The 16,562-nt window shown below is 35.2% G+C and carries 12 protein-coding genes; 8 read left to right on the forward strand and 4 right to left on the reverse strand.

The genetic code is table 11. The features are described from left to right. Window positions 1–308 precede the first annotated feature (308 nt). Window positions 309–719 (forward strand): NUDIX hydrolase, encoded by a 411-nt coding sequence (locus LNQ81_RS01515; protein ID WP_229944410.1) that lies wholly within the window; start codon window positions 309–311, stop codon window positions 717–719. Between the two features lie 387 nt (window positions 720–1,106). On the opposite strand, the gene LNQ81_RS01520 is transcribed toward LNQ81_RS01515, so the two are convergent. Next, window positions 1,107–1,688 (reverse strand): PhnA domain-containing protein, encoded by a 582-nt coding sequence (locus LNQ81_RS01520; RefSeq protein ID WP_229944412.1) that lies wholly within the window; start codon window positions 1,686–1,688, stop codon window positions 1,107–1,109. A 320-nt stretch (window positions 1,689–2,008) separates the two neighbouring features. Here LNQ81_RS01520 and LNQ81_RS01525 point away from each other — a divergent pair, with 320 nt between their 5' ends. The 7 genes from LNQ81_RS01525 to LNQ81_RS01555 all read left to right on the forward strand — a co-directional run bounded on the left by LNQ81_RS01525 (window position 2,009) and on the right by LNQ81_RS01555 (window position 14,197). Continuing rightward, window positions 2,009–3,676 carry a formate--tetrahydrofolate ligase gene (locus LNQ81_RS01525; protein WP_229944414.1) on the forward strand — a complete coding sequence of 556 codons (1,668 nt, stop codon included), beginning with the start codon at window positions 2,009–2,011 and terminating at the stop codon, window positions 3,674–3,676. A 207-nt stretch (window positions 3,677–3,883) separates the two neighbouring features. Next, window positions 3,884–4,606, forward strand: a complete 723-nt coding sequence (locus LNQ81_RS01530; RefSeq protein WP_229944415.1) for an OB-fold-containig protein — start codon at window positions 3,884–3,886, stop codon at window positions 4,604–4,606. Between the two features lie 39 nt (window positions 4,607–4,645). Beyond that, window positions 4,646–6,721 carry a flotillin family protein gene (locus LNQ81_RS01535; protein WP_229944416.1) on the forward strand — a complete coding sequence of 692 codons (2,076 nt, stop codon included), beginning with the start codon at window positions 4,646–4,648 and terminating at the stop codon, window positions 6,719–6,721. 172 nt (window positions 6,722–6,893) lie between these two features. Next, window positions 6,894–11,735: a DNA repair ATPase gene (locus tag LNQ81_RS01540; protein ID WP_229944418.1), complete on the forward strand. Its 4,842-nt coding sequence runs from the start codon at window positions 6,894–6,896 to the stop codon at window positions 11,733–11,735. An 85-nt stretch (window positions 11,736–11,820) separates the two neighbouring features. After that, complete coding sequence (locus LNQ81_RS01545) at window positions 11,821–12,978, forward strand: MFS transporter (protein WP_229944420.1); 1,158 nt, start codon at window positions 11,821–11,823, stop codon at window positions 12,976–12,978. A 132-nt stretch (window positions 12,979–13,110) separates the two neighbouring features. Continuing rightward, entirely contained in the window at window positions 13,111–13,812 is a 702-nt protein-coding gene (locus tag LNQ81_RS01550) for a MotA/TolQ/ExbB proton channel family protein (protein WP_229944421.1), read from the forward strand. Beyond that, window positions 13,802–14,197 (forward strand): ExbD/TolR family protein, encoded by a 396-nt coding sequence (locus LNQ81_RS01555; RefSeq protein WP_173835546.1) that lies wholly within the window; start codon window positions 13,802–13,804, stop codon window positions 14,195–14,197. Before LNQ81_RS01550 ends, LNQ81_RS01555 begins: the two co-directional genes overlap by 11 nt. 54 nt (window positions 14,198–14,251) lie before the next feature. Here LNQ81_RS01555 and LNQ81_RS01560 read toward each other — a convergent pair whose 3' ends face one another. The 3 genes from LNQ81_RS01560 to LNQ81_RS01570 all read right to left on the reverse strand — a co-directional run bounded on the left by LNQ81_RS01560 (window position 14,252) and on the right by LNQ81_RS01570 (window position 16,561). Beyond that, a complete protein-coding gene (locus tag LNQ81_RS01560) occupies window positions 14,252–15,178 on the reverse strand; it encodes an energy transducer TonB (RefSeq protein WP_229944423.1) in 927 nt (308 codons plus the stop codon). 169 nt (window positions 15,179–15,347) lie between these two features. Next, window positions 15,348–15,515, reverse strand: a complete 168-nt coding sequence (locus LNQ81_RS01565) for a hypothetical protein (protein ID WP_229944424.1) — start codon at window positions 15,513–15,515, stop codon at window positions 15,348–15,350. A 98-nt stretch (window positions 15,516–15,613) separates the two neighbouring features. Further along, window positions 15,614–16,561: an XAC2610-related protein gene (locus tag LNQ81_RS01570; RefSeq protein ID WP_229944426.1), complete on the reverse strand. Its 948-nt coding sequence runs from the start codon at window positions 16,559–16,561 to the stop codon at window positions 15,614–15,616. Window position 16,562: the final 1 nt, after the last annotated feature.

Raw genomic sequence — 16,562 nt, forward strand, 5'->3', positions numbered from 1 at the left:
TAAAATATTTTTTTTACCAAAAACACTTTTTAAAAACAATCTTATATCTTTTTTAAAGTTTTATTCTGTCTAAGTGTTTTTTTCATTTATCTCGCTGTAAAAATAATAAACTTCAATAAATATTAGGCTAATTATTTAAATAATAACCAAAAAAAAAGATTAAAATTAATTAATTGATCTACAAATTGATCTCTTTCTAGTAGTTCTAACACTAATAAGAATGATTCCAGCTCTTTACAGAAACTGATACTCCTAATATATGTACAATATAGAACGTATATTTGAGTGCTTATTAAAATTAAAATAAAATGCACAAACCTACTATACTTTACTTAGCTTCAGCTTTAATTACTGATTCTTCTAATAGACTACTAACTGTCCGTAAAAAAGATTCTTCTTATTACATGATGGCTGGTGGTAAGATAGAAAAAGGAGAATTACCTGAACAGACATTAATCAGAGAGTTAAATGAAGAATTAAACCTTACTATAACTTCTAAGGACTTTATATTATTAGGCACGCATAGCACTACAGCTGTTAATGAACCTAATACTATTGTCACAGCTCATATTTATCACGTAATAGTAAGTAGCGTAAATCTACAACCTGCAGCTGAAATAGCAGAAGTCAAATGGCTAACGAAAGACACCTATCAAAATACTAAACTAGCACATCTATTAGAAGAATTTAGCATCCCTAAATGGCTTGCTTTCGATTAGAAATGACTTCTATACTTTAAAAATTAGTTTACAAAAAAAACTTATCTTTATACCAATCTTTTTAAACTAGAAAATTCACAAAGAAAGAGAGACCACTTTATGGTTATACTCTATTATATTAAATATAAATCGTTTACTCAAAACGATTTTAGCAAGTATTATATTACCATATACTTTTCTATTCTTAGTTTACATTATATATATTAATATCTTCATCCAATACTGTTTGACTCTGCTTTTATATGCAAGTATATTGACAGCACCGTGTGTCCATAGTGACTCCATTAAAAAAGCTATTTTAATGGAGTCACTATGGACTCACCCAAACCAACAAATAAAAAACCTCTTAGTTTGCTACTAAGAGGTTTGTATATTGTTGGTCATTAATTATGCTTGTTTCTTTACAAACTTGGTCAAGATTACGATTTGTTGACCATCTATCTTTCCTTCTATTTGCTCTGTATTATCGTGTACTAATCGGATATTACGCACTGCAGTTCCTATTTTCGCGTTAATCGTAGATCCTTTTACATCAAGATCTTTGATTAAAGTTACTGTGTCACCACCTACTAAGATATTCCCATTACAGTCTTTGTGCAAATCTACACTTCCATCACCTGTATGATCACCTGTAAGTTTAGCGAACTCTAATAACTCATCGCCTAAATACATCATCTCTAAACTATCTGCTGCCCAACTCTCATTGCGGAAACGGTTAAGCATACGCCACGCTACTACTTGTACAGCCGAGTACTCACTCCACATCGAAGTCGTTAGACATTGCCAATGTGCTGGATCTAACTCTGCTCTCTTCTCGACTTGTTCTAAACAAGTATCACAAATATAAATCTCTTTATCTGCTTCATTAGCCGCTGCTGGTGGTACATCATAAACATTTAAATGCCCTGTTGCCTCACATAATTCGCATTTATTACCGCTTCTTTCTTTTAATTGCGCTTCAGTTTTCATCTATAAAACAATCTATTATTAAGATTGTAAAGATATATGTTATTATTTAGATATAAAAAATAATAAAACACCTCAGTTATTAAATCAATTTCAACTCATAGCTATCAATTTAATAAATTACTTAATTTTTTAGAAGCAATGTAAAATTAAGAGTTCCAAATTATCTTAAACTTTAAAAGACCTATTTTTCTTTACACATTTCTTTATATTTCACTCCTTACAGTTTAATATCAGTAATAAGTTTATCAAATAAACAAAATAGATGTCATTTTTATAAAAATATTATCTTTACTCATCAATAACACAAACTATTATTATTAATGAAAACAGATATCGAAATCGCTCGTGAAAGTGAGTTGAAAAAAATACAAGATGTAGCACAGTCTATCGGTGTGACTGAAGAATCGTTAATTCCCTATGGGAAATATATGGCTAAAGTTCCATTAGAAGAGATGCACACAGAGAATATTAACAAGTCTAACCTAATCTTAGTGACCTCAATTACTCCTACCAAAGCAGGTATCGGTAAGACTACAGTATCCATAGGACTGGCATTAGGATTAAATAAAATAGGCAAAAAAGCAATCGTAGCACTACGCGAACCTTCTTTAGGTCCGTGTTTTGGGATGAAAGGTGGAGCCGCAGGAGGTGGATATGCACAAGTATTGCCAATGGAGAATATCAATCTTCACTTCACAGGAGACTTTCATGCCATAACTTCTGCTCACAATACGATCAGTGCGTTATTTGATAACTATATCTACCAGAATAGATCTGCTGAAAATGGAATCAAAGAGATATTATGGAAAAGAGTACTTGATGTAAATGACAGAAGTTTAAGATATATCAACACTGGATTAAGAGGAGGTGCTAATGGTGTACCACAAGAATCAGGATTTGACATTACTCCAGCATCTGAGATTATGGCTATCCTATGTCTATCTACAGATATTAACGACTTAAGACGTCGTATCGAGAACATCCTATTAGGATATAGATATGATGGCAATATGTTTACAGTAAAAGATCTAGGCATAGCTGGCGCTATCACTGTATTGCTAAAAGATGCGGTTAATCCTAACTTAGTACAGACTACTGAGAATACGGCAGCTTTTATACATGGGGGACCATTCGCTAATATCGCACACGGGTGTAACTCTGTTATAGCTACTAAGATGGCGATGAGCTACGGCGATTATGTGATTACCGAAGCGGGATTTGGAGCAGATTTAGGAGCAGAGAAATTCTTTGATATCAAGTGTAGAAAATCAGGTTTACAACCAAAGCTTACAGTAATAGTCGCTACTGCACAAGGGCTTAAAATGCACGGTGGTATAGCTATCGAAGAGATTAAACAGAAGCATGTAGAGGGTATCCGCAAAGGATTAGAGAACTTAGCAAAGCACGTAGAGAATATCAAATCGTATGGACAAAGCATAGTCGTAGCATTTAATAAATACGCAACTGATGATGCAGAAGAATTACAAATAGTAGAACAATACTGTAAAGACAATCATATTGGTTTTGCAATAAACAACGCTTTCACCGAAGGTGGTGAAGGAGCTACAGCATTAGCAGAAGTTGTAGTTAATACTATTGCTAGTAATCCTAGTAAACCACTTAAGTTCCCTTATCATGACAGTGAGACAATTGCTATAAAAATAGAAAATATCGCTAAAAAAATATATGGAGCCAATAAAGTAGAGTTCTCCTCTACTGCTAAAAAGAAATTAGCCCAACTAAAAAACACAGATATGGATCAATATCCTGTATGCATTGCTAAGACACAATATTCTTTCTCTTCAGATGCTACAGCTTATGGTGTAGCAAAAGATTTTGACATTGTAATCAATGATTTAGTAATCAATAGAGGTTCAGAATTTATCGTAGCTATAGCAGGAGATATTATGCGTATGCCTGGATTGCCAAAATCACCTCAAGCTTTAAGAATTGACTTAGTAGACGGATTAATAGAAGGGCTTAGTTAACAACTAAACACCTCAAAAACAAAATTAAAGGCGAAACAGCAATGTTTCGCCTTTTTTGTTAATACATGTATCCAAAAGGGATAAAATCGCACAAACACCATCTAATCCGTAATTTTTATACATAGTAATAAAATATTTTACTCTATCTTTGATAAGATAAATTATCTAAAAATTGACATAAAATAACATTTTACCTACTAACAAAGAATGACAGAAATTATTCATCATTTATTTAACCCTTTACCTAACGCTATAATGAGTGTCCTTATGGGGATAAGCTTTATTTATTGGGTAATGTCAGCTGTCTTAGGTGGTTTTGACGGTTTTGACATAGATATGGATGTCAATCCTGAAATAGATGTAGATGTAGATATTGACGCTGATGTAGATACTGACTTTGATTTACAACAGAATCACATAGATGTCATTCACGATAAAGAAGTAGATGTAGCTGATCACATAGATATAAGACAGCCTAGTCTCTTTATGCAAGTACTTGAGTTTATGAATGTGGGTAAGATTCCATTTATGATAATTCTTACCATCTTTAAGTTCTTTACTTGGGCTGGTACCCTATTAACTACAACAATACCTAAGGTCGTAAATATGGGGGTTTGGTCTGTAGTCATTCTAATTCCCCTTTCATTCTTAGCGATCATCCTTACGCATTATGCTACTCTACCACTAGTGAAGTTCCTAAAAAACACAGGATATCACGGCGAGCTTGCTATTGATTTTATAGGTAGAGAAGGAATAATGCTATCAAGTATCGTTGAGAGCAAACATGGCAATATGGAGATTGTTGTTGATCAAGACCCAATAAAAATATTAGTTACAAGTATAGACGGTAGTCAAATAAAATATGGAGATAGAGTCATTATCACAAAAAAATCAGATACTGACAATGTATTCCAAGTAAGAAAAACATAATAACACAAGAACATTATTAACTATAAACATTAAAAAACGATGGGAGAGTTTGGTTTTGGAACCTTAATAGCTATTATTATTGGTGCACTTTTTCTATTAGTATTACTATTTTTTGCAATTCTTGCATCATTCTATAAGAAAATACCACAGGGTAAAACAATCGTTAGAACAGGGGTCGGGGGAACAAAAGTTGCTTTTAATAAAGGGATTTATGTAGTACCTGTATTTCATAAAATGGAGATTATGGATATCTCTGTAAAAAAACTACAAATCGATAGAATGCAGAATGAAGGTCTTATCTGTAAAGATAATATCCGTGCAGATATCAAAGTAGCTTTCTTTATCCGAGTAAATAAATCTATGGAGGATGTGATAAACGTAGCTCAAACATTAGGATGTGAGCGTGCAAGTGATGTAGAAACGTTGCGTAACATATTCGAAGCGAAGTTCTCAGAAGCTTTAAAAACAGTAGGTAAGAAATTTGAGTTTATCGAATTATATGAGGCTCGTAGAGAGTTTAGAGAAGAGATTCTTAATATCATTGGCAAGGATTTAAATGGGTATATCCTTGATGATTGTGCTATTGATTACTTAGAACAAACTAATATTTCGTTCTTAGATCCTCAAAATATTTTAGATTCTGAAGGTATTAAGAAGATTACAGAGCTTACAGCGTTGCAAAATATCAATGCTAACCTTATCCGTAGAGATGAGCAAAAAGTGATCAAGAAGCAAGACGTAGAAGCACGTGAGGCTATCTTAGAACTTGAAAGACAGTTATCTGAAAAAGAAGAAAAACAACGTAGAGAAGTAGATAATATTCGCTCTCGTGAAGAAGCTGAAATTCAAAAAGTACGCGAAGAGGAGCGTCTTAAATCAGAGAGTGTACGCATCGCTACAGAAGAAAGCTTAGCTATATTAGAAGAAAACAAACTTCGTCAAGTAATTATCGCTGCTAAAAATAAAGAGCGTACTGATGCTGTAGAAACAGAAAGAGTAGAAAAAGACAGAGCTTTAGAACAGACTGAGAGAGAGCGTATCGTAACGTTAGCTCAGATCAACAAAGAAAGAGCTGTAGAGGAAGAGAGAAAAACGATACAAGATGTTATCCGCGAAAGAGTACAACTAGAGAAAGGTGTAGTAGAGGAACAACAAGGTATAAAAGATATAGAAGCATTCCGTGCTGTAGATAGAGAGAAACAAGTAGGTATCACACAAGCGAGCAGAATAGCAGAAGAGAACTTAATCAGAACTGTAAAAGATGCTGAGGCGAAAAAAGCTGCTCAAGAGCAAATCTCTCAACAAATGCTGATAGAGGCTGAAGCAGAGAAAGAAGCTTCTATTAAACAAGCAGAGGCTCGTAAGATTCTTGCAGATGCGAAAGCTCGTGAGGATGCGACTATCGGTCTTGCTGAAGCAGAAGTTATCAAAGCGAAAGCAGAGGCTATCGAACAACAAAGTATCGTAGATGCGGCTAAAATACAACGTATCGCTACTGCTGAGGCTGTTGGTATCGAGGCAAAAGCTGAAGCGAAGAGAAAAGAGGGATTAGCGGAAGCAGAAGTTATCAAAGAAAAAGCGATAGCAGATGCTCAAGGATTAAAAGAAAAAGCTAATGCTATGAAGCAAATGGATGGTGTAGGTAAAGAACACGAAGAGTTCAAACTACAACTTCAAAAAGAAAAAGAAGTTGAACTTGCTGCTATTAATATCCAAAAAGATATTGCTAAGTCACAAGCTGACGTACTATCTTCTGCGCTTCAAACAGCTAAGATTGACATCGTAGGTGGAGAGACAATGTTCTTTGAGAATATAATTAACCAAGTAAGTCGTGCGAAAGGATTTGACCAATTAATCGATAAGAGTCAGAATGCTCAAGATATTAAAATGGCTCTATTAGGTGATGGATCTTCTATTAGTCAAGGGGAGTTATTTAACAATATTAAATACTACGCTGAACAATTCAATATTACATCAGAAGATTTAAAGAATCTTAGTATCGCTTCGTTAGTTATCAAAATGCAACAAAACGCTACTGAAGATAATATGGGACTACTTGGCACTATTGCTAATGCAGTGCAAACATTAGGCATAGGTAACAAGAGATTATCATAAATAATATAGGTCACTCTTCTCCTATGAGAAGAGTGACTTTATCTAATATCTTAAATATGCAAAGTAGAATTTATTCAGTAAATCCCAATTGCAGTTTGAGATAATATACTTATCCTATTTTTAATTTACCTGCGTATTAGATATCATTTCTAATACAAAGTATCCTTTATATATGGCTGAATTAGAAAACCAACATATAGAATCACTTGATTCTAATACTTATGAGATAATACAGAGAAGGCTTCAGGCTCAAAAGGGGGATTTAATCACACGATTAAATGCACTTAATGATGACCGTAAAGAGGTATTTACTTCTGTAGATCTAAAGCTTATCGCTAATCAACGTATCACGACAGAGAACAACTGTACTGCTAGAGGTATTATCGCCTTTGACAACATTTGTATCTTCGCGTATAACGTACACTTTGGGCTTAAAACAGACATTCAACTAAGTGATGTATTTAGTATCTATCGCTTCGATGACAATCAATTCTTACCACACTCTTTAGACTTTATCAATGATGCTAACTTCGTTGATGATTATAAAAACCTATATAAATACTACAGAGACTCAATCTTCAGCCGATTTAAGAAGACCGAGAATTACCTCTATATGGTGTTCCAAACAAGTAAGAATGCTGATAGTTTAAAGGCTTTTAAATGGCTGATTAAAGATGGACAATTAATCTATCAAGATGACAGAAGCATTCACGAGGTAGTTAAAAGCCCTCAGTTTGAATTTAATTGGGTTAAGACTAATCTTGAGAATCGACGTTTAGGAGTACACCCTCATATCTCTATACAAGATAAAGTATTTATAGAAGCTGTCGGAGGAGATATTACTTTTAAAATAGAAGATAATACAGATAAAGGGCAAGGGATTTACTCTGAGCCTGTACTAAACGTAGATCAGCAATTAGATGATGCAGATTACTTCTATGCAGACTTAGGTAACTTTATCGCGATACGCATCAAGCCGTATCAAGAAGACTTCCGTGCTTTTATCTTTAACAATAGAACCAAACAAGTAATCAATGTACCTGCTCTAAATGAGACAGGAATACTACTACCTGATGGGCAGGGTATCATCTTCTCTAATGGATATTACTTGCAGAATGGGGATTACAAGATATTTGATAACAGTGTCAAGAATCTTGAGTTCGTTAGAATGATTCCATCTCATAATGGAGAGGACTTCTTATACCTATTCTATCAAGCAGAGAACAACATTTACACACTGATGTCATATAACATCATTAAACAGTCTGTCGAAACACCTATTGTATGTAGTGGTTTCACCTTGTTTAACGATGGTAAACTGATATACTTCCGCTCAGAGAATGAAGCAGTCAGACATCACGTAGTACAGATATGGGAAACTCCATATACTGCTACTTTAGTTGAGAATAAAGAGCAAAAAGAAAATCACCTATACAAAATAGGGAATAAAGACATCGTGAAAGCGATGGCTGAATGTCAAGAAATCATCCACCTCATCGATAAAGAAGATTCGTATGAGGGATTATATGGTGACATCGCTAAAAAAGCGAATGACATTATAGATGCTTATTTCTGGATTAAAACCAAAGATACTAAGAGCTTAAACGAACCACTTGATCAGATTAGAAATATCGCTAATACTGCAATAGATGAGTTTGAGAAAGTACAAGAGCAACGCAAAAGAGCCTCTGGTCTACTAACTGAATTAAGTGATAAGGTAGACAAACAACTCTTTAATGTAAAGAATGCTAAGAGCGACACACTTGAAGGTTTAGTACATTTATTAGCTGAGAACAGAAAGCTATTAGGTGAGGTCATCAGTGCACGCCAAACAAAATATGTAGACTTAACGATCTTAGATAAATACCAAGAGCAGTTAGGCAAAACTAATGAATCTCTATCGGATAAGACAATTGCCTTCTTACTACAAGAGCAAGCTTTAGTTCCTTATGAGCAAAAAGTAGTTGATCAGAAAGCTAAAGTAGGCGAAGTAACCAAGGTTATAGATGCTAATGTTATAGATGAGAACTGTAAGGCTATCTCAGGAGAGCTAGAATTGCTAATCGATATCTTAAACAGTTTAAAGATAGAGGACACTACTCAGGCGACGAAGATTATAGAGAAGATCTCTGTCATCTTTGCTTCGCTTAATGAGGTGCGTTCACAGCTAAAGAGAAAGATAGACTCACTGCGTACCAATGAATCTATCGCAGAGTTTCACGCACAGTTGACCTTACTTGATCAGAGTATTATCAACTTCTTAGAGTTGTCTAACTCACCTGAGAAGTGTGATGAGTATCACTCTAAGGTAAGTGTACAGGTAGAAGAACTTGAAAGCAAGTTTGCAGACTTTGATGATTTCATCTTAAAGATTGCAGATAAACGCGAGGAAGTATCTAAGGCTTTTGATACTCGTAAGACACAGTTAGTCGAGCAGATTAACAGACGTACAAGTTCATTAGAACAGATTGGTCTTCGTATTTTAAAGAACATAGAGAACAAGTCCGCTTCTTTTAAATCAAAAGAAGAGATATTAGCGTTCTTCTCTACTGACTTGATGGTTGATAAAGTACGTCAGTTAGTCATAGAGTTGAAAGATTTAGGCGATGTATCTAAGTCAGAGAACTTAGAGAATAGCGTAAAAACAAGTCAAGAAGATGCACTGCGTACGCTTAGAGATAAGCAAGACTTATTCGCTGATGGAGAGAATATCATTAGCTTAGGTACACATAAGTTCTTAGTCAATAAACAACCATTAGACTTAACGATCGTTAGACGTAATGATATTCTATATTATCACTTGACAGGTACGAGCTTCTCCTACCCTATCACTGATGATAAAATATACTCGTATAGAGCAATATGGAATCAAGATATCATCTCTGAAAACAATCAAGTTTATAGAGCTGAATACTTAGCGTATCAAATCTACAAGGAGCTTCAAAAGGATCCTGTCTTAGATATAACTGAAGCAATTAAATACAGAACAGAACAGAACTACTCAGAGGGATACCTTAAAGGAGTGCACGACTTCGATGGGCAAGAAATCACTCAAGCGCTATTAAAGTTAAAAGCAGATTTAGGTATTCTTACCTACGCCCCTGCTATACGTGTATCTGCACAGGTATTCTGGTATAAATTAGAGACTGAGCTTAGAGAGTCTATCTTAAAAAGTATTAATAGCGCAAGTGCTGTACAGAAGGTATTCCCTAATAGTGCGAACTATCAGTATATCCTAAATCAATTAGAAGAACTATACGCACAGTGGGAATCTCCTATGCGTACAATGGCTTATCAAAAAGACATCGCGAAGTATTTATTCGATGAGTTTACTGGCGGAGTATTCTTTACTAAAGCGGGGCAGGCTTCTCAATTAAAGAAACAGTTTGTTACTTTCTTGCAACAAAAGAATGCTAATGTAACCTTTGAAAATGATATAAACGATGGTAACTTAAGTACACTTGACGCATTCTATTTGATTCAAAACTGGTTGTATTCATATCTTGACAATGAACCTAAGGTAGCTGAATACAAGAAGTACATCGATGAGACTTGTTGTTTGTTGTTATTTGAGAAACAGTATAACTATACTTTAAAAGAAAGTACAGATAGTATTGTCATAAAGAACCTAAAAGGTAATCACGCTCTAATCATTAATGACATCTATACTTTAGACTATCACGAGTATATACATAAGTTGGATATATTCGAGACAGAGAGTGTACCAATGTTCACTGACTTTATCTCTACAAAAGATATGCTACTTAGTGAATATAAGAAATCACTAAAAGTAAATGAGTTAAAACCTCGTGTACTAACTTCATTTGTACGTAATAAGCTGATTAATGAGGTGTACTTCCCATTAATCGGTAACAACTTAGCGAAACAGATCGGTGTACATGGAGATAGTAAGCGTACTGCCCGTATGGGAATGCTATTATTAGTATCTCCTCCTGGATACGGTAAAACTACTCTGATGGAGTACTTAGCCAATGCATTAGGTCTTCACTTTGTGAAGATTAACGGACCGACTATCGGACACTCTATAACTTCTATTGACCCAACAGAAGCGAAGACTTCGGGAGCAAGAGAAGAGCTGAAGAAAATCAACTTGTCATTTGAGATGGCAGATAACGTGATGCTCTACTTAGACGATATACAGCACTGTAGCTCTGAATTCTTACAGAAGTTTATTTCGCTTGCGGATGGACAGCGTAAGATGGATGGTATCTTCGAAGGAGAAAGTAAGACGTATGATTTAAGAGGGAAACGATTCTGTATTATTATGGCAGGTAACCCATATACAGAGTCAGGAGAGAAGTTTCAGATACCTGATATGTTAGCTAACCGTGCTGATACCTATAACTTAGGAGATGTAATCGGTAGTACAGAACATTTATTTAAATTGAGTTTATTAGAGAATGCTATAGCAGAAAACACTTACTTACAGAAGTTAAGTAGTAACTCTCTTGATGATTTCTATAAGTTAATCAATCACATCGAGACTAAGTCAGAAGAGTCGCTATCCTTAGAAGGTAACTTCAGTGGGCAAGAGATAGAAGAATTCACTGCTGTACTGAAAAAAGCCATAAGTGTAAGAGATATCGTGCTAAAGGTAAATCAACAGTATATCTTAAGTGCTAGTATGGACAATGCGTATAGAGTAGAACCTGCCTTTAAGTTACAAGGTTCGTACCGTGATATGAATAAGATGATGAGTCGCATAGTCCCACTGATGAATGACAGCGAGATAGACGAGTTAATCTTAACGCACTATGAGAATGAGTCACAGACTTTGACTTCTGATACAGAAGCAAACTTGCTGAAGTTAAAAGAGCTTGCTAATAAACTATCTGATACAGAGCGTAAACGTTGGGAGGCTATCAAAGATATCTTCCTTAAACAAAACAAACTGGGAATGGCTGGCAAGGATAATCAAACAGCTCAAGTGTTAAGTCAACTGATGGACTTCAACCAAAACTTAGAAAGCATTGCTAAGGCAATAAAGAAATAAATAATACCTCAACGGTCTGTAGCGAATACAGACCGTTTTTTTATTAATACCTTTGCATTTACACCATACAATCAAAAAAAACCTTATGTCAAAACACTTAGCCCGTATAGCTGTCACTGTATTATTCTTTATCTTCGGAGGTATATCAGCTTCTTGGGCATCTCGTATTCCTACTATTAAAGAAGCTTTTGGAGTAAATGACTCTGCTTGGGGCTTCGTATTATTATATATTTCTATAGGTACATTAATCACGTTACCGATAGCGGGTAAGATTATCGAGTTATTAGGAAGTAAGAAAGCAACTCTTTTCTTCTTGCTAACTTACTTAGTACTATTAGTCGGTATTGGTTATTGGGATGTATTGTGGCAACTTAAAGTCAACTTAGTCTTATTCGGAGCAATCAGTAATATCACTAATATTTCTATTAACACACAAGCGATTAAAGTCTCTAAACTATACAAAGGGCAAATCATTGGTTCGCTACACGGTACTTGGAGTATAGGAGGTTTTGCCGCTTCTTGGTTAGGTGCTGAGATGATTAGTAGTTATGTTCCTCCTTTAGAACACTTCATTTATTACTCAGCAGTGGGAATAGTCGTTTCACTTTTATTGTTTAAGTATCTTATCCCTGAAACAACAGAAGCACAAAGCACAAGTCCTATAAAAGAAGAAAAGAAAGGCTTTCAATTACCTGATAAGAACTTAACAATGCTTGGGTTATTAGCCTTCTTTGCGATGGTAGCAGAGGGAACTATGACAGATTGGTCTAGTGAGTATATGAAGCATATCACACACGCACCTGTACACCTTATCGGATATGGGCTGACCGCTTATATGTTTGCGATGGCAAGTGGTCGTTTTATATCTGACTTTACAGTTAGAAGATTTGGAGAACAGAAGACACTTCTATTCTGCGGTATCTTGCTCTTTATCGGTCTAGGGTCTTCTGTGATGTTCCCTGGTGTATATTCTACTATTATAGCCTTTATGGTGGTAGGTTTAGGAGTATCAGCTGTCGTGCCGATGTGTTATAACCTTGCAGGACATAATAAATCTATGCCACCTCAGCAAGCGTTAACATTAGTCACTAGTATTGGTTTTCTTGGTTTTTTCTTAGGTCCTCCTATCATAGGTTTTATCGCACAACAATCTTCTCTAAAGACTGCCTTTGCTATTATTGCTCTATTTGGGTTGGCTATTTCTATTCTTAGTAGATTCATTAGTATAGATCAGAAAGACTAATAAAAGGGCTATGAGATATTCTTTTCGCAATAGACTGTTATACTTTGTATAAATTTAAGCATAGAATAAAAACATTCTTACAGTAAGTTAATTTTATCTCTATATTTGATGCGATTATAAAACGTACAAATAATGTTTACATTCTTACAAGTCCCTGTTAACGCTGTGACAGAAGCAGCAACTAATCTTGCTGAAACTACTACTCAACAATCTGAAATATCAGCTTTAGACTTTGTCTTAAAAGGAGGGGTATTTATGATTCCTATTGTCCTATTACTATTATATACGATCTATGTATCTATAGAGCGCTATTTATATATCTCTAAAGAGACTAAGTCAAATAAGAACTTAATGGGTAACGTCGTTGCTCTATTACAAACGGGGCAACTTGACTCTGTAAAAATGACTCTTGACAACGAAGACAGTGCATTATCACGTGTGATTAAAGAAGGTACGATGTCTATCGGAAGACCTATCTCTGAGATAGAGTCTAATATGGAACGCGTAGCGACTATTGAAATTGGTACTATGGAGAAAAAGTTAAGTCACTTAGGACTTATCGCAGGTATAGCACCTACTTTAGGTTTCGTAGGGACTATCTTAGGAGTTATCAAAATCTTCTATAATATATCTATCTCTGAAGACATCAGTATCGCTAATATCTCTGGAGGTCTATATGAAAAGATGATTAGTAGTGGTTCTGGTCTTGTCGTGGGAATTATAGCGTATGCTATCTATCACCTTCTAAACTCATCTATTGACAATTATTTATTAAAGACTCAGAAGGCTATTCTTGAATTTATAAATGCAATACAACGACCAAATGGCAATTAAAAGAAACAAACGATTCCAAGCAGAAGTAGCTACCTCTTCACTTAGTGATATTATGTTCTTCTTACTGCTGTTCTTTTTGATTATTTCTACTTTAGCTAATCCTAATGTGATTAAGATGATGCTACCGAAGGCTGCAAATAACGAGAAGACGACAACACAACATATCAGTATTTCTGTCACAGAAGATAAGCGTTACTTCATCAATAAAAAGGAAGTAGCCCTATCAGAACTAGAAGGAGAGTTATTAGCACAGATGGGAACGCACACTGACCAAGCTGTAGTGGTAAGAATACCTTTTGACTCACAGATACAAGAGTTAGTAGATGTACTCCAAATAGGAGTTAAGAACAACCTTAAATTTGTTATCGCAACACAAGCGAAATAATATACGCAAAAAGGGATGAACATCAGTTCATCCCTTTTTTATCTCTATACTCTCTTAATTTAAAGAGAAGTTATATACTATCTGACCTACTTGCTTGTCTGGAGCTTTAGGATTAGGTTGCCATTTGGTTTGCATAGCTGCTATCCTTGCTTGATCTAACAGACACTTCACTGTATTGGTTGATCCTTTTACACCTGCACGAGCCTCTATCGTATTCCCTGATTGGTCTACCCAAACTTCTACTACTACCTTACCTACCTCATTACACAGATACTTTGGTAGTGGCTTTACTAAAGCAGCTCTACCTTCTAAAGAATAACCTATTCCACCACCTACACCCGTTCCTGTTCCACTTCCCGTACCACCACCTGTTCCGCTTCCGCTACCTGGCCCTACACCACTACCATTTCCCGAGCCTGTACCACTACCGTTACCTACTCCATAATATCCACCACTACCTGATAGTCCACCATTGGCATTATTACTATTACCTCCGTTACCAGTACCACCTTTGCTACCATTCATCAGACTGCTTAGCGCATCCTTAGTAGCATTAGATACGTCAGGTTTCTTAGCTACAGGTTCTGCTTTCTTGACTTCTTTTACCTCTGTCTTTTTAACAACAGGTTTATCTGTTACTACTACTTTTTTATCAGTCTTAGTCTTATCTACTTTATTTACTATTACAGGTGCCTCATCATTCTTCTCATAAGCGATTACCTGCTCTTCTTTAACTGTTTCTACAGGTTGTACCACTTCTTTCACAGGCTCTACTATTGGCGTATGATCTTCTGTCGCTAAGGGAGCAGGACTACCTTCTAAAGCGATAGATACACCTGTACCTCCACCTCCTCCACCTCCGAAGTAGTTATGAGCGGTCTGCGTCTCTATAAATCGTATAAAATATAGCATAACAAATAATAACACTGCTACACCTACTGTAATATATATCGACGTTCTCTCTTCTTTTGAATAATTCATACTCATAATGGTATCCCTATGATTCTCTATTGTAATACAGCAAATGTATATTATTTATGACTTAATATTTTTATAAAATTGACTTTCCTCTTGATTTAACTATAATTTACTAATATAGAGAGCCTATAACAACAAAAAAGCCCAATCATCACTGATTGGGTTGTATATATTATTCTGCTAAATGCTTATTCTTTGCTTTTCTCTTTAGTAGTCGTTCTCTAAATATCGCTACCTCTTTTTCTAGCTCATCTCTTTTTGGTTCTCCTATCATACCGAATACCTCATCCTTTACTTGAGCCCAAGTCTTTAAATCTCTAACGTTCTTACTTTCTTCCATAATGCCGTTTATTGCTTTAATAATCTTTATGTGTGATTATTCTCTCAGCCAAAATAATGCCATAAGTATAGCTAACACTACTTTATTATTTTAGATTTCTATTTATAAGTACGGCTAACCTCAACAGACTTGCCATTAACTAGTTTATATTTTACTTCTAACACCTTATCACTATCCTCTGTACTTTCCCAATACTTTATCTTATAAGGCTTATTATCCTGTACACTATACGTTGTCTCTGTTTCATTTCCATTTCCATCTGCAGTAAAGGTAGATAAAGTTTGATTCAACGGATTTAACGTCATTAGTGAACTATAATCTGTATTAAAGTTCTTATCATATTTAAATTTCTTCGTAGTTGGGTTATAGATCAAATAATATTCTCCATAATCCCCTTTACTCACGAATGGGTAATAATGCGACACTACGATATCTAAATACCCATCGAAGTTATAATCTCCCATACTCACTTCTACACCTGATTTCTTATATGTATAAGATTCAGGTAATGTTATCTCCTGAATAAACTGCTTGTGCTCATCATAAATCTTCACTGAATTAAAAGCTACGTAATACTCATTATAACTCTGCTCTTCACACTTACCCACATTGGCTTTATAATAGAACACTGCATCGGCATTCTTCTCTACAGCATTAAACAGAAAGTTCATCACCTTGTTATTAGACTTATTTGTCCACTTACCTTCTAATACCTTATGTGTAGCAAAGTCTCCCGCCTGGAATATCCCTGTCGTTTTACGTTCCCTACTCTTGACATCATACACTTCTTCACTAAAGCTAAATGTTTTCACAGGCATGTCGCCTACCAATGTTATAGGCTCATTAGTAGGATATTTTGCGTAGATATATTTTCCATAAACCCAATTGCCATTCTCTTTATATTCCATATACGCCTTGATAGGGTACTTGTCTATCATCCCATCATAAGCGATAGTTCTACTTGTTATTTTCTTTTGTCCCAACATTGGCAAGTTAATCCCTAATATCAACAGTAACATTAACAATTGACTCTTATCTAATTTCATA

This window comes from Myroides oncorhynchi (genome assembly GCF_020905415.1).
GTDB classification, from domain to species: Bacteria; Bacteroidota; Bacteroidia; order Flavobacteriales; family Flavobacteriaceae; genus Flavobacterium; species Flavobacterium oncorhynchi_A.

Bases quoted from the DNA above. Each gene is read 5' to 3' on its own strand.
- LNQ81_RS01535 (WP_229944416.1), top strand. From the start codon at position 4,646: ATGGGAGAGTTTGGTTTTGGAACCTTAATAGCTATTATTATTGGTGCA.
- LNQ81_RS01540 (WP_229944418.1), top strand. From the start codon at position 6,894: ATGGCTGAATTAGAAAACCAACATATAGAATCACTTGATTCTAATACT.
- LNQ81_RS01550 (WP_229944421.1), top strand. From the start codon at position 13,111: ATGTTTACATTCTTACAAGTCCCTGTTAACGCTGTGACAGAAGCAGCA.
- LNQ81_RS01570 (WP_229944426.1), bottom strand. From the start codon at position 16,561: ATGAAATTAGATAAGAGTCAATTGTTAATGTTACTGTTGATATTAGGG.
- LNQ81_RS01560 (WP_229944423.1), bottom strand. From the start codon at position 15,178: ATGAATTATTCAAAAGAAGAGAGAACGTCGATATATATTACAGTAGGT.
- LNQ81_RS01530 (WP_229944415.1), top strand. From the start codon at position 3,884: ATGACAGAAATTATTCATCATTTATTTAACCCTTTACCTAACGCTATA.
- LNQ81_RS01545 (WP_229944420.1), top strand. From the start codon at position 11,821: ATGTCAAAACACTTAGCCCGTATAGCTGTCACTGTATTATTCTTTATC.
- LNQ81_RS01520 (WP_229944412.1), bottom strand. From the start codon at position 1,688: ATGAAAACTGAAGCGCAATTAAAAGAAAGAAGCGGTAATAAATGCGAA.
- LNQ81_RS01565 (WP_229944424.1), bottom strand. From the start codon at position 15,515: ATGGAAGAAAGTAAGAACGTTAGAGATTTAAAGACTTGGGCTCAAGTA.
- LNQ81_RS01525 (WP_229944414.1), top strand. From the start codon at position 2,009: ATGAAAACAGATATCGAAATCGCTCGTGAAAGTGAGTTGAAAAAAATA.
- LNQ81_RS01515 (WP_229944410.1), top strand. From the start codon at position 309: ATGCACAAACCTACTATACTTTACTTAGCTTCAGCTTTAATTACTGAT.
- LNQ81_RS01555 (WP_173835546.1), top strand. From the start codon at position 13,802: ATGGCAATTAAAAGAAACAAACGATTCCAAGCAGAAGTAGCTACCTCT.